16 protein-coding genes are annotated in these 19,299 nt (G+C 36.3%); 7 read left to right on the top strand and 9 right to left on the bottom strand.

Going from position 1 to position 19,299, the window contains the following annotated elements; translation table 11 throughout:
- Positions 1-121: 121 nt before the first annotated feature.
- The 4 genes from OZP13_RS10295 to OZP13_RS10280 all read right to left on the bottom strand — a co-directional run bounded on the left by OZP13_RS10295 (position 122) and on the right by OZP13_RS10280 (position 6,062).
- The gene (locus OZP13_RS10295; RefSeq protein ID WP_281297077.1) at positions 122-2,119 is read right to left on the bottom strand and encodes a DUF349 domain-containing protein; all 1,998 of its coding nucleotides are present in this window, start codon (positions 2,117-2,119) and stop codon (positions 122-124) included.
- A gap of 478 nt (positions 2,120-2,597) precedes the next feature.
- Complete coding sequence (locus OZP13_RS10290) at positions 2,598-3,365, bottom strand: carboxypeptidase-like regulatory domain-containing protein (protein ID WP_281297076.1); 768 nt, start codon at positions 3,363-3,365, stop codon at positions 2,598-2,600.
- An 86-nt stretch (positions 3,366-3,451) separates the two neighbouring features.
- Positions 3,452-5,389 (bottom strand): DEAD/DEAH box helicase, encoded by a 1,938-nt coding sequence (locus OZP13_RS10285; RefSeq protein ID WP_281297075.1) that lies wholly within the window; start codon positions 5,387-5,389, stop codon positions 3,452-3,454.
- Positions 5,390-5,489: 100 nt separating this feature from the next.
- Positions 5,490-6,062 carry a non-canonical purine NTP diphosphatase gene (locus OZP13_RS10280; protein ID WP_281297074.1) on the bottom strand — a complete coding sequence of 191 codons (573 nt, stop codon included), beginning with the start codon at positions 6,060-6,062 and terminating at the stop codon, positions 5,490-5,492.
- A gap of 440 nt (positions 6,063-6,502) precedes the next feature.
- On the opposite strand from OZP13_RS10280, the gene OZP13_RS10275 reads away from it, so the two are divergent.
- Together OZP13_RS10275 and OZP13_RS10270 are read left to right on the top strand one after the other, a co-directional pair.
- On the top strand, positions 6,503-6,946 hold the full coding sequence (locus OZP13_RS10275) for a lipocalin family protein (RefSeq protein WP_281297073.1): 444 nt from the start codon (positions 6,503-6,505) through the stop codon (positions 6,944-6,946).
- A 1,034-nt stretch (positions 6,947-7,980) separates the two neighbouring features.
- The gene (locus OZP13_RS10270) at positions 7,981-8,418 is read left to right on the top strand and encodes a lipocalin-like domain-containing protein (protein ID WP_269240074.1); all 438 of its coding nucleotides are present in this window, start codon (positions 7,981-7,983) and stop codon (positions 8,416-8,418) included.
- Between the two features lie 524 nt (positions 8,419-8,942).
- Here OZP13_RS10270 and OZP13_RS10265 read toward each other — a convergent pair.
- A complete protein-coding gene (locus OZP13_RS10265; RefSeq protein ID WP_281297072.1) occupies positions 8,943-9,773 on the bottom strand; it encodes an NYN domain-containing protein in 831 nt (276 codons plus the stop codon).
- A gap of 72 nt (positions 9,774-9,845) precedes the next feature.
- A complete protein-coding gene (locus OZP13_RS10260; protein WP_281297071.1) occupies positions 9,846-10,418 on the bottom strand; it encodes a cytochrome b/b6 domain-containing protein in 573 nt (190 codons plus the stop codon).
- Between the two features lie 254 nt (positions 10,419-10,672).
- Here OZP13_RS10260 and capB point away from each other — a divergent pair, with 254 nt between their 5' ends.
- The gene (gene capB, locus OZP13_RS10255) at positions 10,673-11,935 is read left to right on the top strand and encodes a cysteate-C-fatty acyltransferase (RefSeq protein ID WP_281297070.1); all 1,263 of its coding nucleotides are present in this window, start codon (positions 10,673-10,675) and stop codon (positions 11,933-11,935) included.
- Between the two features lie 168 nt (positions 11,936-12,103).
- On the opposite strand, the gene OZP13_RS10250 is transcribed toward capB, so the two are convergent.
- From OZP13_RS10250 to OZP13_RS10240, 3 genes are read right to left on the bottom strand one after another with little or no spacing between them, the layout of a single operon-like run.
- Positions 12,104-12,706 carry a hypothetical protein gene (locus OZP13_RS10250; protein ID WP_269240071.1) on the bottom strand — a complete coding sequence of 201 codons (603 nt, stop codon included), beginning with the start codon at positions 12,704-12,706 and terminating at the stop codon, positions 12,104-12,106.
- Between the two features lie 46 nt (positions 12,707-12,752).
- On the bottom strand, positions 12,753-13,871 hold the full coding sequence (locus OZP13_RS10245) for a GTP cyclohydrolase (RefSeq protein ID WP_281297069.1): 1,119 nt from the start codon (positions 13,869-13,871) through the stop codon (positions 12,753-12,755).
- Between the two features lie 25 nt (positions 13,872-13,896).
- Positions 13,897-14,832: a transporter gene (locus OZP13_RS10240; RefSeq protein WP_281297068.1), complete on the bottom strand. Its 936-nt coding sequence runs from the start codon at positions 14,830-14,832 to the stop codon at positions 13,897-13,899.
- 88 nt (positions 14,833-14,920) lie between these two features.
- Here OZP13_RS10240 and OZP13_RS10235 point away from each other — a divergent pair, with 88 nt between their 5' ends.
- Genes OZP13_RS10235 through OZP13_RS10220 form a run of 4 tightly spaced genes read left to right on the top strand, consistent with a single transcriptional unit; the run spans position 14,921 to position 19,287 of the window.
- Complete coding sequence (locus OZP13_RS10235) at positions 14,921-15,238, top strand: DUF4834 family protein (protein ID WP_269240068.1); 318 nt, start codon at positions 14,921-14,923, stop codon at positions 15,236-15,238.
- Between the two features lie 41 nt (positions 15,239-15,279).
- Positions 15,280-17,697: a YfhO family protein gene (locus OZP13_RS10230; protein ID WP_281297067.1), complete on the top strand. Its 2,418-nt coding sequence runs from the start codon at positions 15,280-15,282 to the stop codon at positions 17,695-17,697.
- Between the two features lie 35 nt (positions 17,698-17,732).
- Entirely contained in the window at positions 17,733-17,927 is a 195-nt protein-coding gene (locus OZP13_RS10225) for a hypothetical protein (RefSeq protein WP_269240067.1), read from the top strand.
- 7 nt (positions 17,928-17,934) lie between these two features.
- Positions 17,935-19,287 carry a glycosyltransferase family 4 protein gene (locus tag OZP13_RS10220; RefSeq protein WP_281297066.1) on the top strand — a complete coding sequence of 451 codons (1,353 nt, stop codon included), beginning with the start codon at positions 17,935-17,937 and terminating at the stop codon, positions 19,285-19,287.
- The last annotated feature ends 12 nt before the right edge of the window (positions 19,288-19,299 follow it).

Raw genomic sequence — 19,299 nt, 5'->3', positions numbered from 1 at the left:
CTTTGCTCTATTTTTTTTAATAAATGAAAGTTAAAATTTTAAATTTCAGTATTCTTTTTAAATACAAAAACCTCAATCCAAATTTGGAAAGAGGTTTTGGTATTGTCGAATATTTTAATTTTTAGGCTTGATTCAAATTTCTGATTTGTTTCAATTTATCTTTTAAAATTTCCATTTCTTCTCTGTGTTTTTCAATGTTTTTACGCACTTCCAACACTATTGAATTTTCCTTTTTTGCATTTCTGGTATTGGCAAAAAACTGGATGTTGTTTTCCAATTGGAAAATTTCGTTCTTGATTTCGTCAATTTTTCTCATCAAGAAAATCTTTTCATTTTCCAGTTTTCTGGAATCGTTGTTCTCAGACAAACTATCGATCCTGTTGGAGAAACGCATCATTTCGCTGTCTTTTTTGCTCAAGCTCAATTTTTCGAACAAGGCATCCAAAACTTTATTGAATTTCCCTTCAATGTGTCTTCTCGGAAAAGGAACCCTTCCAAAGCTTTTCCATGTTTCGATATGTGCTTTTATGGCATCCAGATCGGTTTTGTGGTCACCCGTCAATTGAAATTCCCTAAGTGTTTCCAAATAGGCTTTCTTTTTGTCGAAAGCTTCAATTTCTTCGCTGTTTTCTTCGTTTTTCTGTTCTTTTAATTTATCGAAATAATGGTTGCAGGCTTCCTTGAACTCGGCCCAAATTTTATCCGAATATTTTCTAGGCACGTGACCAATTTGTTTCCACTCTTCTTGAATTTGCTTCATGATAGGTGTAGTTGCAGCAAAATCATTACTTTCTTGTAATTCTTTGGCTTTGGCAACAAGAGCCGTTTTTCTGTTCAAGTTGTTGTTTTGGTCTTTCTTGATGTCTTTGTAAAAGGAATTTTTGAAAGAATTGAAGTTTCTGACCGCAGTTTTAAACGCTGCCCAAGTTTCCTCGTTTACTTCAGAAGGCACTTTTCCGGCCGAGAAAAAAGCAGTTCTCAAAGCTTCTACTTTTTCTATTTGAGCCAACCATTGCGAATGTGCATTTACTTTTTCGGTGGCCAAGACTTCAATTTTGGCAATAATTTGTTTTTTCTTTTCCAGATTTTCCAGTTCGGTTCCACGCATGTTTTCAAACAAAACTTCGCGTTTGTCGTGCATCTGCTTTGTCAAATCGCTGAACTTGTTCCAGATTTCATCACGGTGTTCCCTGGAAACGGGTCCAATATCTTCTTTCCAGATTTTATGCAAATCCTGTAATTCTCTAAAGGCTTTGTTGACGTCGGCTTCGTTGATTAGTTCTTCAACACGGGTAACAATTTTTTGTTTTTGCTCTAAATTGTGTTTAAAATCAAGGTCTCGGGCTTCTCTGTCAAGATGTAAATAATCATAAAAATTTTCTACGTGAAAATGGTAGTTGTTCCAAACGTGGTTGTATTTGTCTTTTGGAATAGGGCCTGCATTTTTCCATCTTTCTCTTAAATCATTAAAATGTTTCAAGGTGTCTTTGATGTTGGCCTGCGGATTGATTAATTCTTTCAATTCTTCCACAATCGCCAATCTGTTTTCCAAGTTGGTTTTCAAGTTGGTTTGCAAACTTTTGAAATGCGCATTTTTATTGTCCTTGTACAAGGTGTAATATTGGTCGAATTGTGTTTTTAATGGAGAATGGTATTGAAATTCTTCATTTGTATCGGTGTTCTCGGCCAGAAATTCCTCTTTTTTCTCTTCTAAAAGGTGGTAGTATTTTGCCAAGAATGTTTTTTTGATTTCTTCAACGTGATCTTTTACCGACATCACTTTTTCGTTGGTCACCAAATTTTTCAATTCCTCAACTAGTGATTCTAGAGGCATGGCTTCATAATCCAACATTGGAATATCATGACGCTCTTTGAGTGTTTCGTCTTCACTTTCCTCGGCATTGGTATCAGCGATAGCGTCGATAATGGTGTTGTTTGATGGTTCTCCATCAGTAATTGTAGGAGCAACTTCTTCTACTTGTTCTGTAATGGTTTCATCGTTTGTTTCAACTACGTCCAATTCTTCCAAAACTTCTGTTCCGGTTTCAATCATTTCAGGCAAATTGGTTGTTGCACTTCCATCTGCCTCAAGCAGGTTATCATTCTTTTCTTCTAACATCTTTTCAATGTATAAGGGGTTATTTTTTTTTGAATCCGAAAGATAGTGAAGGTTGTACAAAATTCAAAGAAAATCCCTTATTTATAGTCATTTTATCTACGAAAGTCTTTTTTTAGAAGCTAATTTCTTGTAATTCTGGGTGTTGCGGTTGTAAGTAAAAAAGTGTCTGAACCACACTAATAAATACGGTATTAGGTTCATTTTTAAATATTTATGACTTTCGAATGGTTGAAAAAGGGGATGATGATAGGGTTTTGAAATTAGTTTATTTGTTTGTTGTTTTTCAGTTTGTTGGCTTAATTTATGCCTTTTTTTCATTTGAATATAATTAATCTTGGCGTTCACTTTCTTGTTTGTTCCGTCTTGATTCTACTCCCAAAAACGCCAATAAAAAATCCCTAACTGATTAACAATTAGGGATTAATTTTGTGTATGGGAGTTCTGTTTACTGCGACTGAAAGCCGAGTACTAAAAAAAACTATTTTTTCTTCAAAATCTTGTATTCTTCATAACAGCCACTTATGGCGTCGAGAATTTGCAGGTCGTTGGCGGTTCTCACGAAAGATTCGGAGTAACTGCAACGTTCCAGGATTTCGGCGATTTCTTTTTTGTCGATTCCTAGTAAAACGGAAATTGTTTCTCGGTCGAATTTGGTTTCCAGAAGATTGCGAACGGTGTCGTCTTTCTTCATTTCTTTGAGTCTTTTGAGTTCGTTGGGTTTCTTGCCAAAAAAGTTGTAAAGCTTGTCGGCGGGATTGAAAATGGCTCCCATTGCTTTGCTGAATGCATTGGGCGAAGTATCGCCAGTTTCATAGCCTTCGGTCAATCCGTTGATGCTGTAGCGGTAATTTTCGTGGGTTGGAATTAATTTCGAATCTACTTCGAGATAGCCTGTCAAGTTGTATCGGCCGATGATTACTTCTTCCAGAGCATAAGCTTTTTCGGTAAGTTGGATGGTGGTAGTTTTGGTTCTTACCCAGTCATTGGTCACCCTAATTCTCAGGGATTGGAAACCAATGCAGCTAATGTGCAAAGTGTCATTTACGGAAACAGCAAGTACAAAATTACCTCTATCATCCGTGGTTGTACCTCTCACTTTATTGATGTTGATGATGTTTACATTCGGTAAAGGGAATTTCGTGTTGTCATTGATAATAGTCCCGGTAACGGTTTGGGCTGGTTCAATGACTTGCGAAAAAGCTGTTGAGGAGAGTATTAAAAAAAAGAAAACTACAAAATATTTCATAAACTGGTTTAAAACTTTAAAAGTAATAAAACGGGATTAAATATTTTGTAGTTTCAGTATAATTATAAGAAAATTAACAAAATGTGTTAACTTCTTCTTGGTCTTCTTTCTCTTGGTGCGTCACCAAAGCTTTCGGAACGTCTTGCTGGTCTTTCTGAAGAACCACCGTCACGCCTTGGAGCTTCTGAAGATCTTGGAGCTCTGTCAGAGAAACCGCCAGTTCTAGGAGCTGCCGAGCTTCTTGATTCGCTTCTTCCACCAAAACCACCTTCTCTAGGAGCTGATCCTCGGTCACTTCTAAATCCGCCTTCACGTCTTGGAGCAAAGTTTCCTTCTCTTCTTGGAGCCGAACTTCTTCCTCCACCAAAACCTCCAGAACTTCTTCCGTTGTGATCACGTCTTCCGCCACCGTCGTTTTTAGAAATCTCCACATTGATTCTACGTCCTTCTAATTGTACGTTGTTCAATATTTCCATTACTTTATCCGTGTGTTCTGGATCAGTGTTAAAGAAAGAGAAACCTTCTTTTACGTCTACTTTGAAAACGTCATCACGACCCAAGTCCAATGTTTCTTTCAAGTAATCCTTCAATGACATCCAGTCAAAATTGTCTCTTGAACCAATGTTCACGAAATATCTTGTGGCACCACCATTGTTGTTTTCTCTTGGTTCTCTGTCGTCACGTCTTTCAGAACCTGAAGATTGAGAAGAAAGGTCTCTTGTTTTCTTGTAGTAATTGATGAAACGGTTGAATTCTACCGATACCATTTTCTTGATCAATTCTTCTTTTGACAAACCTTCCAAAACGCTGTTGATAGCTGGCAAGTAGTTGTCAATTTCGTGATCTACTTCGGTATCTTTAATCTTGTTGGCAAGGTGCAACAATTGGATTTCGCAGATTTCAATTCCAGAAGGAATTGTTTTTTCTTCGAATTTCTGTTTGATGATTCTTTCGATAGAAGAAATCTTGCGGATTTCACTTTTGGTTACAATAACGATGGAAGTTCCCAATTTTCCTGCACGACCAGTACGGCCAGAACGGTGATTGTAAGTTTCTATTTCGTCAGGAAGTTGGTAATTTACCACGTGGGTAATGTTGTCAACGTCAATTCCACGAGCAGCAACGTCAGTAGCCACAAGCATTTGGATTTGACGACCTCTAAACGATTTCATAACCCCGTCACGTTGCGCTTGAGATAAATCTCCGTGCAAAGCGGCAGCGCTGTATCCGTCTTCGATTAATTTTTCGGCAACAGCTTGTGTGTCACGTTTGGTTCTACAAAAAACTACAGAGAAAATGTCTGGATTAGCATCGGCCAATCTTTTCAAAGCTTCGTAACGGTCACGGGCATTTACCAAGTAAAATTCGTGAGAAACGGTCGCTGAACCCGAGTTTTTGGTACCAACAGTAATTTCAACTGGGTTGGTCATGAATTGTTTTCCAATTCGAGCTACTTCTGCTGGCATCGTAGCCGAGAATAACCATGTGTTTTTTTCGTCTGGCGTGGTAGAAAGAATGTTTACGATGTCTTCGTAGAAGCCCATATTCAACATTTCGTCTGCCTCGTCAAGAATACAGTAACTAATTTGAGAGATGTTTACCAATCCCCTGTTAATCATGTCCTGCATTCTACCTGGAGTAGCCACAATAATTTGCGCACCTCTTTTGATGTCTCTAGCCTGTTCTGTAATACTCGCTCCACCATAAACAGCCACTACATTAATACCTTTTTCGTATTTTGAGTAGTTTTTAAGTTCGTTTGTAATCTGCAAACATAGTTCGCGGGTAGGTGATAAGATTAACGCCTGTGTATTTCTGTTGTCGGCATCAATTTTTTGAATGACTGGAAAACCAAAAGCTGCCGTTTTCCCTGTCCCTGTCTGAGCCAACGCAACTAAATCTGTGTCTTGTTCCAATAATAGGGGAATCGCTTTCTCCTGTACTTCGGTCGGATTCTCAAATCCTAGATCGATAATCGCACGCTGTAGCGATTCACTCAATCCTAATTGTTCAAATTTATTCATATATGTTTTTAAAATTTGGCGCAAAGGTACGTCGAATAAACGAGAAAATCTAATGGGTAATTTAGATTTACCATTTTATTGTTATTTGAAAATCAAATAGTTAGTTTTTTAGAAAGCCTATGAGTTGTGCTGTAGCCTTGCCACGATGGCTGATGGCGCCCTTTTCTTCGAGTGAAAGTTGCGCAAAAGTCGCCTCAAATCCTTCCGGTTGAAAAATGGGGTCGTAGCCAAAGCCTTGGTTTCCTGTTTTTTCCAAAGTGATTTCGCCGCGTGCAATTCCGGTAAAAAGATGTTGTTGTCCGTTGCTATTTAGGGCAATTACGGTCTTGAATTGGGCATTTCTATCGGTCTTGTTAATTAACGCTTCCAGTAGTTTGTCCATGTTGTCATCGGAGTTACGTTGTTCGCCAGCATATCGTGCAGAAAAGACTCCAGGTTCACCGTTTAAGGCATCCACTTCTAGCCCAGTGTCGTCGGCAAAGCAGTCGTATCCGTATTTTTGGGTCACGTAATTGGCTTTCATAATGGCATTTTCCTCGATGGTATCAGCAGTTTCGGGAATTTCTTCGAAGCAGCCAATGCTTTCCAGGCTAATGATTTCGATAGAGGAGGGAAGCATTTGTTGGACTTCAAGGATTTTATTTTTGTTGTTGGTGGCAAAAACGAGTTTCATTTTATTGTTTTTATTGGTCAAAGTACAAAGATACAATGTTTTGAAAATCGTATTATGATATTCGGGGTTGATTATTGTGGAATGGTAATTGAACGAAATCTTTGGGCATAATTATTTGAAGTAAAAGATATTGATTGGATATTTATTGTTTGCTAAGTATTCTAATATTATTAATTAGTCACTATAAAGTCACTATATACTTATTATAAAGTTACTATATAGTTACTATATATATGTTCTATCCATACTCTTGATATGTCTTTGAAATAACGACACCTATTTTCAAGAATTTAATAATTGGACCTGGCGGGTTTAAATTGGTTTAAAGAAATAATAAGTTTTACCTTCTTATTCGCCGTTATTTTGAGTAGATGAACTGACAAGCTTTTGGGTTAGCTATTTTTTGTTTATTATTGTATGCTAACTAAACCAATTGAACTATGAAAAAACTATGTATTTTATTTCTTTTGACATTATTTTCAGCAGCCGTTTTAACTTCTTGCACCAAAGACGACAGTGGTCCGGTGGACATGAATTATATTGCAGCAAAATGGAATTTCGATAAATCAACTGCGACTTCTGGTGCGTTTACCATACCTTATTCAACGGATTATTTCAAGAATGAAGATGGTTGCAACAAGGATTATATTGAACTTATTACAGGAGGTGTTGCGAAATATGGCAATTATACAGCAGGCTGTGCGTTTGAAGAAAAAACAGGAACTTGGACACAAAGCGGGAATACGATAACAATTTCTGTTTCAGGTACCAGTTTTAATGGAACTTTCAATGTTGCCAGTCTTTCGGCAACCGAGTTGTTATTAAAAATTGAAGGAACCTATTCTGGACAATCAGGGACATTAAATCTGTATTTTAAAAAATAATTTGAATTATATTGGCTTTTGAGCAGGAAAATATTCAAAAAAAACAAGTTTTTTAGGAAGGAAGGTTTAACTTCCTAATTTGTTGTTAAGGTGCTTAATATTAGTGTTTTGAATCGTGATTAATCGTATATTTGATTGTGGTTTTGATTAATTACTTGAGTATATCATCTGCAAAAGATTCGATTATTCAATAGTCAACTGTATCGTAAGGTAGAAGTTGATAATGGTAAATCAAAATCAACAATTGGAGGTCTGTAAAAAGGCCTCCTTTTTTGTTTTATATTTAAATGGATTAGTCGGAATATTTATAAAAATAAGTTGCAATTCGGTCATTGGAATGCATTATTGGCAATTTAAAAAATCATTGCGTTAATATGTTGTTAAAGAGTTTTATTTCAAATGGTTAAAATGAATATTTTTGTACATTTGTGTGTGGTTTTGATTCATTACCTGTTTACATAATTACCGAAATATGGAAGATTATTTATTAGTCAACTAAAGGGTAAGTAGATGTAAATAATTGTAAATCAAAATCAACAATTGGAGGTCTGTAAAAAGGCCTCCTTTTTTGTTTTATATTCAAATAAATTAATTCATTATTTGTGGAATAATTCGAAATTCGGTCGTTGGAATGTATTATTGATACTTTATAAAGAAGTTGTGTTAATGCGTTGTTAAACTGTTTAATTTTAAATAGTTGAAAATAAATATTTTGTAAATTTGATTGTGGTTTTGATTAATTACTTGAGAATGTCTATTTCATATTGGAATAGGACAACTCATAATCGGACATATCAGTAACGGTATGAGCCAATAATGGTAAATCAAAATCTACAATTGGAGGTCTGTAAAAGGGCCTCCTTTTTTGTTTAAACTCTGCTTTTTTTAATTTGGGATTAAATTAAATGTATTTATTCTAGAGTTTTTTGTATGCAAAACAGGGGGGGGTAATTAATTGATTTTTAATCAGTTGATTTTTTTTTTGTATATTTAATCCTGTTCTTTTGTATCTCTTTAATTTAAAACAAATCATTATGAAAAAGATAAGTGTTTTAATTATTTCTGCGTTAACGTTGGTGTTTGCTTTTTCATCTTGTTGTGACGATGAAGATTCTCCGATTCCGGTGTCAATTAAAGGGAAGTGGAATTTCGACAAGATGAGTTTAACGGTAAACGGGGTGACATCGCCAGAGCTGGATTATGACGACAACGAGCCAGGGTGTTCAAAAGATTATATCGAATTTGCTCCAACAGCAGTTTTTAATGAAGGCGATTATTCCGGATCAGACTGTTTGTTGGATATAACCACGGGCACTTGGTATAAAAATGGTAATGTTGTTACCATTACATCCGATGGTGTCATTATACCTTTTGAAGTGGTGAGTTTGACGAGTACCACATTAAAAGTAAAATATTCAGAAATCCAAGATGGAACGACGGCTATTGTAAACATGACTTTTGTCAAAGCCTAATTTTGGGTCAATATATTAAGGCGTTCGCTTTTAAGATTTTAGTTACTGGCAAGATATTTATTTGTATATTAAGGCACTCAGATGACACGGATTGAACGGATTTTACACAAATATTCATTGATTTTTACTAATTAACAGATAAAAATCCGTGCGAATCTGCATAATCCATGTCATCGGTGTGCCAATTGCGTAGTTTGATAAAACTACATAGAAGCCTCAAGTTTTAAAAGCGAATACCCTGTCAGTATATTATAAAAAGTCAATAGTATTTGTTGTTGTTTTTGAATAATTCCAATGCCTTGATAACCAGGTGTTAATTATTGGTTAAAATACTGTTTTTCAAGCAATTGAATTTAAAATTATTGTACATTTGAATGTGGTTTTGATTAATTACTTGAGTATATCAATCTGAACAGAGAAGGTTATTCAATAGTCAGTCGTATCGTAAGATAGAAGCTGATAATGGTAAATCAAAATCTACAATTGGAGGCCTATAAACGGCCTCCTTTTTGTTTTATAACCTTCTAACTGTACCGCAATCTCACGAAAACGTGCTTGATTCCTTTTTTGTCGGATTCTCTTTCGTCGATTTCTAGAATGTTGGTCAGGGATTTCAGCATTGGAGTCAGTTTTGAAAACCCATAATTTCTGGGGTCGAATTCGGGTTTTTTCTTCACGATGAGGTTGCCCACATCGCCAAGAAATGCCCAGCCGTCTTCATCACCAATGGCATCGAGTGTGTCTTCTATGAGTTCTATGGTTTGGTTGTCAATTTTATTTAGGGGTTTTTGTGCCGTTTTCTCGGTAGTTTTTGCGGCTACTTTTTGCTTCGCGTGTTCGCTAGCGCTCGGGTCAACTACCTTTTTGTTTTCTTCGGCTAATCTGCTTTTTGGTAATTTCTTTTTGATGGCTCCGTCCAAAACTTCAATATAAACAAATCTATCACAGGCCACAATGAACGAATTGGGGGTTTTCTTTTCGCCAATGCCAATGACTTTCATTCCGGATTCCCTCAAACGAATGGCTAATCTAGTGAAATCGCTGTCACTTGAAACGATGCAAAAACCATCAACTTTGTCAGAGTACAGCAAATCCATCGCGTCGATAATCATTGCCGAATCGGAAGAGTTTTTTCCAACAGTGTAGCTGTATTGTTGAATAGGAGTGATGGCGTGTTCCAATAAAACGCTTTTCCAACCGCCAGCGTTTGGTTTGGTCCAATCGGCATAAATGCGCTTGGTGGTTGGCGTACCGTATTTGGCGATTTCTTCCATCATTCCTTTTACATTGCTATAAGGAACATTGTCGGCATCAATGAGGACGGCGAGTTTTAGTTCTTTGGTATCTTGTGACATATTTTAAAGTTGTGTTTTTTCAAGAAAAGAATTGTTTTAATTCTTTTCTAAATTTATGAATTTAAATAAATTTTATTTGCCGTGAATCATTTTTGAAACGATTCCTTTTTCATTCGAAAACTCGGATAAAAGTAATCCTGCCATATGCATAATGATAAAAAGCACGGCATAATAAATAGATTGAACATGAATGGTTTCCAGAAAATCTTTATATTCTGGCGAACCGTTTACTATGAAGAACCCAGTTATTAGAGAAATGCCCATCAGGAAATAAAAAATGATGTAAGTCCATCCTTGTATTTTTTGTTTTAGTTTGCTGGTTCTGTGGAAAGGATTTGGGAAAACGATACCTGAAAAATACAGGTTTATCATTCTTAAAACATATAATCCAATCAAGAAATATCCGGTATAAATATGCCAATCCCACATAGGTTTGCGTATTTGTTTGGCAATTTTTATGGCATCATCGTGACTTAAAGAAATATTCAATGCCTTTAGATTGTCTTGAAGTATGGAAGCCACATTGTTTTTCTCCAGCCAAGTCAACCTTAAAAAAACCGTCAGCATCAAAAATAAAATGGCTAAAGCGATTAGCCAATGTAAAAGGCGATGTGCGAGACTGAAATTTTTATTTTCTAAAGACATGATAAATGATTTTAATTGATTTTTTGTAAGTAATGACTAAATTAAATATTCATTCAAATATACGAAGTTTCTTCAATAAGTTAATACCTAGCCCTGATGGAAACGGCATCCTTTTACTTTTTTCTTTAAAAAGTAAAAGATACAGTGTACAGCAGGATTAGCTCCTAAAAATAAATTTGCTTTCGAGACCATAATAAATTATAAATAATTATTTTTGCAATCTCTTAAAAAAAATATAATACTTCAAATATATTATGGTAAAAGATTTATTCGAAAGAATTCAAAACAATAAAGGACCATTGGGAAAATGGGCTTCACAGGCAGAAGGTTATTTCGTTTTTCCAAAGTTGGAAGGAGATTTAGGGCCAAGAATGCAATTTCAAGGAAAAGAGGTTTTAAACTGGAGTTTGAACGATTATTTAGGTTTGGCTAATCATCCAGAAGTGCGTAAAGCTGATGCGGACGCAGCCTTAGAATTTGGTGCAGCTGCTCCAATGGGTGCCAGAATGATGTCGGGGCACACCAAATATCACGAACAATTAGAGCAAGAATTGGCTGCTTTTGTAATGAAAGAATCGGCCTATTTGTTGAATTTTGGATACCAAGGAATGGTGTCCATCATTGATGCTTTGGTGACCAGAAATGACGTGATTGTATATGATGTTGATGGTCACGCTTGTATTATTGACGGAGTTCGTTTGCATAGCGGAAAACGTTTTACCTACAAGCACAATGACATCGAAAGTATGGAGAAAAACCTGCAACGTGCCACAAAATTGGCTACGGAACAAGGAGGAGGAATTCTTTTTATTACCGAAGGTGTTTTTGGAATGCGTGGGCAACAAGGAAAGTTGAAAGAAATTGTAGCGATGAAAGAAAAATACAATTTCCGTCTTTTGGTTGATGATGCACACGGTTTTGGTACACTTGGTAAGACAGGTGCCGGAGCGGGTGAGGAGCAAGGTGTTCAAGACGGAATTGATGTTTATTTTTCTACGTTTGCCAAATCTATGGCTAATATTGGTGCTTTTGTGGCTGCCGATAAAGACATTATTGATTATTTGAAATACAATTTGCGTTCTCAAATGTTTGCCAAAGCATTGCCAATGATTCAAACTATTGGTTCATTGAAACGTTTGGAATTATTGCGTAATTCATCTGAATTGAAAGATAAACTTTGGGAGAATGTAAACGCTTTACAAGGTGGTTTGAGAAGCAAAGGGTTTAATATTGGTGATACCAATACTTGTGTTACGCCAGTTTACCTTGAAGGAAGTGTGCCTGAAGCGATGGTAATGGTAAATGATTTAAGAGAAAACTACGGTATTTTCTTGTCGATCGTGATTTATCCGGTTATTCCAAAAGGAATGATTTTATTGCGCGTTATTCCTACTGCATCTCATACATTGGCGGATATTGACCAAACACTATCTGCTTTTGAAGCCATTCGTGAGAAACTGGTAAACGGAACGTATAAAGAAATTGCCAGCAGAACTACTGTTGATTTGGACGCTTAATTTTAGATTTCAGATTTCAGATTTCAGATTAAGAATGTTAAACATCTATATAAAAACAAAAACCTCTTGATTTCTCAGGAGGTTTTCGTTTTTTTTATCGAGTTTCGCTACTAACTTTCCATTAAGCCTATTGCCCAAATCGGATGTTTTTCTTTTGATTACTTGCTTTCAAAGATTGTGTAATTCTTCAATTTCTTCTTTACTAAAATATTTGCTCAAAAGTCCGCACTGGCTCATATAAGCCCAACATTCTCCATATTTCAAGCGTTGCGTCTGTGGAATTTCTTTTTTCCTTAAACACTTTTTTAAAATCTCAAGTCGTGTTTTTTCATCATTTTCAATGATTAATGATATTTTTTCTATTTCTACTTTTGAAAATCTTTTTCGTATTGAATCAAAGTCTTTAATTACAGTCCAATATTTTCGTGCTCCAATTCCAACATCAACTCTTCTGAATCTATTTTTTTCTAAGGCAAAATTTATTTCGTCTTTTCTTTCAAAGTCAATATTATTTTCCTTTAACTCAATCCAAAATAACTCAGTGTCAATACCGATACTTTCTCTCCAAAAAGTAAGAATGTTATTCGTAATAGATTTTAATTGAGTTAATGTAATTGGTTCTTTAGTAATTCTATCAATATAATAATTTCTAAAGTATGCAATTGATTCTTTATCCTTATTGTCAAAATTTTTAGAATCTTTGACAATTTTATTTTCAATTTGAATTGTATTAAGAAGTTTTTCTATATATTCAGTTTTGACATTTGCCATACACTTTCGTTTTTTTTAATATCATACAACTACCTACTAACAACAACTAAAGCATCTTCATAAACGTTTTTCTTCTACAGTGAACTCTAGGGTCGAAGTTTTTCCATAAATTATGGATGGCGTGATTCTCCTCTAATTCGGGAGTTCGGATGCAGTTGATGATTCCTTTTTCGCTGAAAGTTTTGAAATATTCGTCAAAAATAATGGCTGTCACGCCTTTGTTTTGGTATTCTGGATGAACGCCTATCAAGTAAAAAACAACGTCTTTGCTTTCTTTTCTCGCTTTAAGCAAATGATAAAATCCAAAAGGGAAAAGTTTGCCTTTGGCTTTCTGCAAAGCTTCCGAAAAACTCGGCATCACGATGCTGAAAGCGACAATGTCATTGTTCTTGTCCATCACGAATTTGATGTATTCCGGATTGATAAAACTGATGTATTTCTTCTTGAAGTATTCTTTTTGAACGTCGGTGATGGCTACAAACGAAGATAAATCGGCATAAGAATTGTTGAACAAATCAAACATTTTGTCCACATAAGGCATAATGTCTTTGGTTTTGGTGAAGTTCAAACTCGTCAGTTCGTATCTTTTTTTGATTAAGGCTTGGGCTTTCAGGAAAAATTCGGGTTTCACGTTCGAAAACGGGAAAATACTTTCGATGTATTCTTTCTCTTTTACAAATCCGAGTTGTTCTAAATGTGTCGCAAAATACGGATGATTGTACCAAGTGATCATCGTTCCCAATTCGTCAAAACCTTCGGTGAGAACGCCCACTTTGTCCAAGTTGGAGAAACCCATTGGTCCTTCGACGTGTTCCAAATTGTTTTTTCGTCCCAATTCATAGACTTTTTCGAGCAGGGCTTTGGTGACTTCGATGTCGTCAATCACGTCAAACCAACCGAAACGGACTTTCTTTTTGTGTTGGTCATTGACTTCTCCCCAGTTGATGATGGCTGCAATTCGTCCCACAATTTCATTGTTTTTGTAAGCCAAATAAAAATAAGCTTCGGCACTTTCGAAAGCGGGGTTTTTAGTTCTGTCAAAAGATTCTAATTCATCGGCGATGATGGGTGGAACCCAATATTTGTTGTCTTTGTATAAGGAGAAAGGAAATTTCACGAACTCGGTCATTTCCTTTTTGGTAACGGCTTCTTTTATGGTAATCATTAGTTTTTATTAGGTGTTGTAAAGTTTATCCTTTTTTAGTTTTTTTGGCTCTTCTTTGAGCTTTTTTGTCTGAATCTCCCGTATCCACTTTCATTCGCACTTCTTTGTAATTGGCATCGTAACGCCAAGAAAATCCAATTCCTCCATAAAGTATCGAAGGCGTATCTTTTAGGCTTGTGCTTATTGAAGCGTCTACTTGTAAATCATTATGAATCAAATAAGCGGCACCGCCACGAACAATCGCATCGCTGTAGAAATCGCTCATATAGCCTTGGTTTTCTATGAAACCAGACCAGTTTTTGTTAAATCCTTTAGTCAAGGTAATCCCGTAGCCATAACTTGGGAAATCGGTTCCAATGTAATCGGCAATGATATTGGTCACGAAAACCCAGCTTCCGTCACCCAAATGGTTTTGTGCAATAACCACGACTTTTGGTGAAATAGCGGCATCCGGAGAAAAATAATAAGGATTGTCGGAGAAAGTAAGATTGGCTCCCGCAAAGACCGAAACGGCTGGAATTAATTGGTGCCAATTGAAGGAACGATTGGCTTTCCAACTATAAACATTGACTTTTTTTTCGTAATTTTTGAACGGATCGTAAATCAAATATTTGGCTCCAAAAACAGTTTGCTTGAAGTCAGACTTGTTAATGATGCTCATTGGAGAACTTACTTGTTCGTATTGGTATTGAAAGTCGGCAATTAGTTCCAGTTTTTCCATAAACAATCCCCATCTCAAGGTCATGTCAATTCCAAAACCATTGGCGTCATAATTCAGAATGCTGTGATTTTCCTGGATGCCATAAATCCCAGATTCCACTTGAAAAACTGATTTTCCCACTCCAAAAGCCGACATGGTTTCGCCTGGCCTGTTCGAATTGATTTCATCGGTATGTTGGCCATAATGAATTAATGGAATTATCAAAAAGACTGCGACGACTAAGGTTTTGATTTTGTACATACTATTTTTTTAGGTTAAAAAGGAATAACGCTTTTCAAATGTACTATATTTTATTATTTATTTAAGAATGATATTTTAATTTTGAACGATGGAATTGTTAATTTTGCCAAAAATTATTTTGATTATGCAAGAAGCATCTTTTCCTGGTTTTATAAGAGCAATAGTTTACATAATTGCCTTCTATTATATTTTTAAATTTTTGGCAAGATTATTTTTGCCTATTTTGGTTAAAAAAGCAGTAGAGAAAGCAGGCGAGAATTTCCAGAGACAGCAACAATATGCCCAGGGTAATTCTTGGCAAAAAACGCCGAATAACGATGAAATCATCATCGATACAGCCAATGCCAAAAAAACTCGCGAAACCAAAAAAGTTGGTGATTATGTCGATTACGAAGAAATAGATTAGATTTACCCAATACCAAAGAACCAAAACCAACAACCCATTTAATGAAGCAACTTCAAAAGTTCTATCCGCACGCTTTAGTCCTACTTGGATTCGTATTAATTTCCCTCATTTATTTTTATCCTGTTTTACAAGGAAAACAAATTTTCCAATCGGATATTGCCCAATATACCGGAATGGCAAAAGAGCAAAACGATTTTAGAAAAGCCGAAAAAATTGAACCGTATTGGACAAATTCCGCCTTTGGTGGAATGCCGACTTATCAATTGGGAGCCAAATATCCGCACGATTATATTGGAATGATTGACGATGCCTTGCGTTTCTTGCCTCGTCCTGCCGATTATTTATTCCTGTATTTTCTTGGTTTTTACGGTTTGCTTTTGGTGCTGAAGATTGATCCACTCAAAGCCTTTTTCGGAGCTTTGGCTTTTGGTTTTTCGACTTATTTGATTATTATTCTGGGCGTTGGTCATAATGCCAAAGCGCACGCCATTGGATATATGCCGCTAGTTATTGCTGGTTTTATAATGGTTTTCCAGAAGAAATACATTTGGGGAGGATTGCTGACGATGTTTGCTGTTGCCTTGGAAATCAATGCAAACCACTTTCAAATGACTTATTATTTGTTGATTTTCTTGTTGGTGCTTTCGGGTTATTTTATTTATCAGGCGGTAAAAGACAAGGAATATAAATCGCTGTTGACTTCGTTTGGCGTTTTGGCAATAGCCGGAATTTTTGCCCTTGGAGCTAATGCCACTAATTTATTGGCCACAGCCGAATATGCCAACTTTAGCACAAGAGGAAAAAGTGAATTGTCCATCAATGCCGATGGTACAAAAAGTGTAGGCAACAATGCGATGTCCCACGATTATATCACGGAATATAGTTATGGAATAGCCGAAAGTTTCAACCTGATTGCGCCACGACTTTTTGGGGGGTCGAACAGTGAAAAACTAGGAACGGACAGCAAAATGTATGAATTCATGATTAGCCAGGGAGTTCCGGAATCGCAAGCCAACGACTTTGTTTCGGGAATGCCAACCTATTGGGGAGACCAACCTATTGTGGCTGCTCCGGCTTACATCGGAATCGTGGTTTTCTTTTTGGGAATTTTGGCTTTATTCGCCGATAAACGAAAAATTAAATACGTCTTTCTTTCAGGAGCCATTGTTGCATTGGTGTTGTCTTGGGGGAAAAATATCCCGGCATTGACGGACTTTTTCATAGAAAATGTGCCAATGTACAACAAGTTTAGAGCCGTTTCTTCGATACAGGTTATTCTGGAATTGTGTTTCCCGGTTTTGGCCATTATGGGATTGCAATCCTTTTTTAATTTAGAAAAAGAAGCACGATTCAAAGCTTTGTGGCAATCTGCCGCCGTTGGTTTTGGGATTATTGTTGGTTTGTTTTTGTTGAAAGGCAGTTTCAGTTTTGCAGGTGCAAACGACAGTTATTTCAGGGAAAGTTACGGGCCAGAATTTGTTGATGCATTAAAATCGGATAGAATGAGTCTTTATTCGGCTGATTTATTGCGTTCGGGATTCTTTATTTTGCTTGCAGCAGGTGTTTTATGGTTATTTATCAAAGAAAAATTAGCCCAAAATACGGCGATAATCTTGGTAGGACTGTTGATGGTTTTCGATTTGTTTTTTGTGGACAAGAAATATGTTTCGGACAAAGATTTTGTGAGCAGGAGCGAAGTGGAAGTTCCTTTTCAGGAAACGCCTGCCGATTTACAGATTTTACAGGATACGACCCATTACCGAGTTTTTGAGGTTCAAGGAAATATGTCGAGCGCCAGGACTTCTTATTTCCATAAATCGATTGGAGGTTACAGCGCCGTGAAACCTCGAAGAATGCAGCAATTATTTGATTACCAAATTGCCAAAAACAATATCGAGATTTTGAATATGTTGAACGTGAAATACATCATTCAAGCTGACTCAACTGGTGCTTCGATTCCAATTCCAAACCCGAATGCCAATGGAAATGCGTGGTTTGTAAAAGATGTTTTATTAGTCAATAAACCGGATGATGCAATGAAGGCATTGGACAAATTAGATACTAAGAATGTTGCGGTTTTCAATGTACACGATTATGGATCTAAGTTTAACGACGCCCGTTTAAAAGAAGATTTTGATGATAGCGGAAGTATTAAGTTGGATATTTATAAACCGAATTACCTTAAATATACTTCTGAAAATTCAGGTAAAGGATTGGCAGTTTTCTCTGAAATGTATTATGAAAATGGTTGGAATGCTTATATAGATGGTCAAAAAACAACGCATTTCCCTGTAGATTATGTTTTAAGAGCACTACGAATTCCGGAAGGGAAACATACTATAGAATTCAAGTTTGAACCGCAAGTGATACAAACGGGAAGTACCATTACGCTTTTCAGCTTTATTGGAATGTTGCTATTGTTGGGTGGTGGAATTTATTTTAGAACAAAAAAAGAGTAAAGAAAATTGAGTATAGACTTTGTTTACCTTTAAATATGAAAACAAATTTAAAATCTATAAATCTTGTCCAAAGGAAGTATATTGATGAGAAGACCAATGCTCTGTTTGTTGAGCGTTTGGAGCGATTATTTGAAATAATGGATAAATCTAATGGATGGAAAAGCAAGTATGAATATTATCAACTAGCTAAAGATGTTAATGAAAATTCAATAATTGTTAGTGAAACTTGAAACGGAAATGAGATTCCTACGGAATGACAAATTGTTCGTGAAACCCAAAACCCAAAACTTGAAACCCGAAACAGAAAAACTCCTCATAATTACCTATTATTGGCCTCCAGCCGGTGGGCCAGGCGTCCAGCGTTGGTTGAAATTCGTGAAATATTTACCGGATTTTGGCGTCCAGCCGATTGTCTATATTCCGGAAAATCCAACCTATCCCATTGTTGACGAGAACTTGGTAAACGAGGTTTCGGACAAGGCCATTATTTTAAAACATAAAATCTTCGAACCGTATCAATTGGCTTCTTTTTTTTCGAAGAACAAAACCAAAAAAATGAATTCGGGAATTATTCCAAACCAGAAAAAACAATCTTTTTTGGATAAAATGTTTCTTTGGATTCGGGGTAATCTTTTTATCCCTGATGCCCGTGTTTTTTGGGTAAAACCTTCGGTGGCATTTTTGGAAAAATACATTGTCGAAAACAATATCGACACGATTGTCACTTCGGGGCCGCCACATAGTTTGCACCTTATTGGAATGGAATTGAAGCAAAAATTGAACGTGAAATGGTTTGCCGATTTTCGAGATCCCTGGACAACCATTGGCTATCATAAATCCTTGCGATTGTCGAATTATGCTGCCAAGAAACACAAGGCATTGGAACACCAAGTTTTGAATTCTGCCGACACGATTATAGTAACCAGCAATACCACAAAAACCGAGTTTCAAGCCATTACAACCAAGCCAATTGCCGTGATTACGAACGGTTATGACACGGAAAAAGTCGAGAAACAAGCCTTGGATACCCAATTTTCTTTGGCTCACATTGGTTCTTTTCTTTCCGAAAGAAATCCTAAAATGTTATGGGAATGTTTGGTGGAACTGATCAATGAAATTCCTGATTTTAAAAACCATTTGGAAATAAAATTGATGGGAGCAGTCAGTCAGGAAGTGTTGGAAACCATTTCTCAATTTGGATTGAATCCGTATTTGAATAATTTGGGCTATGTTTCGCATTCCGAAGCGATTGCCCATCAAAGAAAGTCACAAGTATTGTTGCTTATCGAAATCAATTCTGAAGACACCAAAAGCATTATTCCGGGAAAATTATTCGAATACATGGTTTCGGGCAGACCCATTATTGCCATTGGCCCCAACGGTTCCGACTTTGCCGAAATCATCACCAATACAAACACGGGAGTATTCTTCGATTATTCCGAGAAAATGAAGCTTAAAAGCGTACTTTTGGGCTATTATAACCAGTTTTTGGAAGGTAAACTACAATCGAATGCCGTAGGGTTGCAACAATATTCCAGAAAGAGTTTGACGGAAAAATTAGTTGAATTGATAGCTAATCCTAAAATCTAAAATTTAAAATCC

Source organism: Flavobacterium limnophilum, from assembly GCF_027111315.2.
Classification (GTDB): domain Bacteria; phylum Bacteroidota; class Bacteroidia; order Flavobacteriales; family Flavobacteriaceae; genus Flavobacterium; species Flavobacterium limnophilum.
Note: the sequence above shows the minus strand (reverse complement) of the source record. Positions and strands in the feature narration are given on the sequence as shown.

What these genes read in the sequence shown, in the direction of transcription:
- OZP13_RS10275 (WP_281297073.1), top strand. Translation starts at nt 6,503, where the DNA reads ATGAAAAAACTATGTATTTTATTTCTTTTGACATTATTTTCAGCAGCC.
- OZP13_RS10230 (WP_281297067.1), top strand. Translation starts at nt 15,280, where the DNA reads ATGAAGCAACTTCAAAAGTTCTATCCGCACGCTTTAGTCCTACTTGGA.
- OZP13_RS10250 (WP_269240071.1), bottom strand. Translation starts at nt 12,706, where the DNA reads ATGGCAAATGTCAAAACTGAATATATAGAAAAACTTCTTAATACAATT.
- OZP13_RS10270 (WP_269240074.1), top strand. Translation starts at nt 7,981, where the DNA reads ATGAAAAAGATAAGTGTTTTAATTATTTCTGCGTTAACGTTGGTGTTT.
- capB (WP_281297070.1), top strand. Translation starts at nt 10,673, where the DNA reads ATGGTAAAAGATTTATTCGAAAGAATTCAAAACAATAAAGGACCATTG.
- OZP13_RS10220 (WP_281297066.1), top strand. Translation starts at nt 17,935, where the DNA reads ATGAGATTCCTACGGAATGACAAATTGTTCGTGAAACCCAAAACCCAA.
- OZP13_RS10265 (WP_281297072.1), bottom strand. Translation starts at nt 9,773, where the DNA reads ATGTCACAAGATACCAAAGAACTAAAACTCGCCGTCCTCATTGATGCC.
- OZP13_RS10240 (WP_281297068.1), bottom strand. Translation starts at nt 14,832, where the DNA reads ATGTACAAAATCAAAACCTTAGTCGTCGCAGTCTTTTTGATAATTCCA.
- OZP13_RS10295 (WP_281297077.1), bottom strand. Translation starts at nt 2,119, where the DNA reads ATGTTAGAAGAAAAGAATGATAACCTGCTTGAGGCAGATGGAAGTGCA.
- OZP13_RS10285 (WP_281297075.1), bottom strand. Translation starts at nt 5,389, where the DNA reads ATGAATAAATTTGAACAATTAGGATTGAGTGAATCGCTACAGCGTGCG.
- OZP13_RS10225 (WP_269240067.1), top strand. Translation starts at nt 17,733, where the DNA reads ATGAAAACAAATTTAAAATCTATAAATCTTGTCCAAAGGAAGTATATT.
- OZP13_RS10245 (WP_281297069.1), bottom strand. Translation starts at nt 13,871, where the DNA reads ATGATTACCATAAAAGAAGCCGTTACCAAAAAGGAAATGACCGAGTTC.
- OZP13_RS10235 (WP_269240068.1), top strand. Translation starts at nt 14,921, where the DNA reads ATGGAATTGTTAATTTTGCCAAAAATTATTTTGATTATGCAAGAAGCA.
- OZP13_RS10280 (WP_281297074.1), bottom strand. Translation starts at nt 6,062, where the DNA reads ATGAAACTCGTTTTTGCCACCAACAACAAAAATAAAATCCTTGAAGTC.
- OZP13_RS10290 (WP_281297076.1), bottom strand. Translation starts at nt 3,365, where the DNA reads ATGAAATATTTTGTAGTTTTCTTTTTTTTAATACTCTCCTCAACAGCT.
- OZP13_RS10260 (WP_281297071.1), bottom strand. Translation starts at nt 10,418, where the DNA reads ATGTCTTTAGAAAATAAAAATTTCAGTCTCGCACATCGCCTTTTACAT.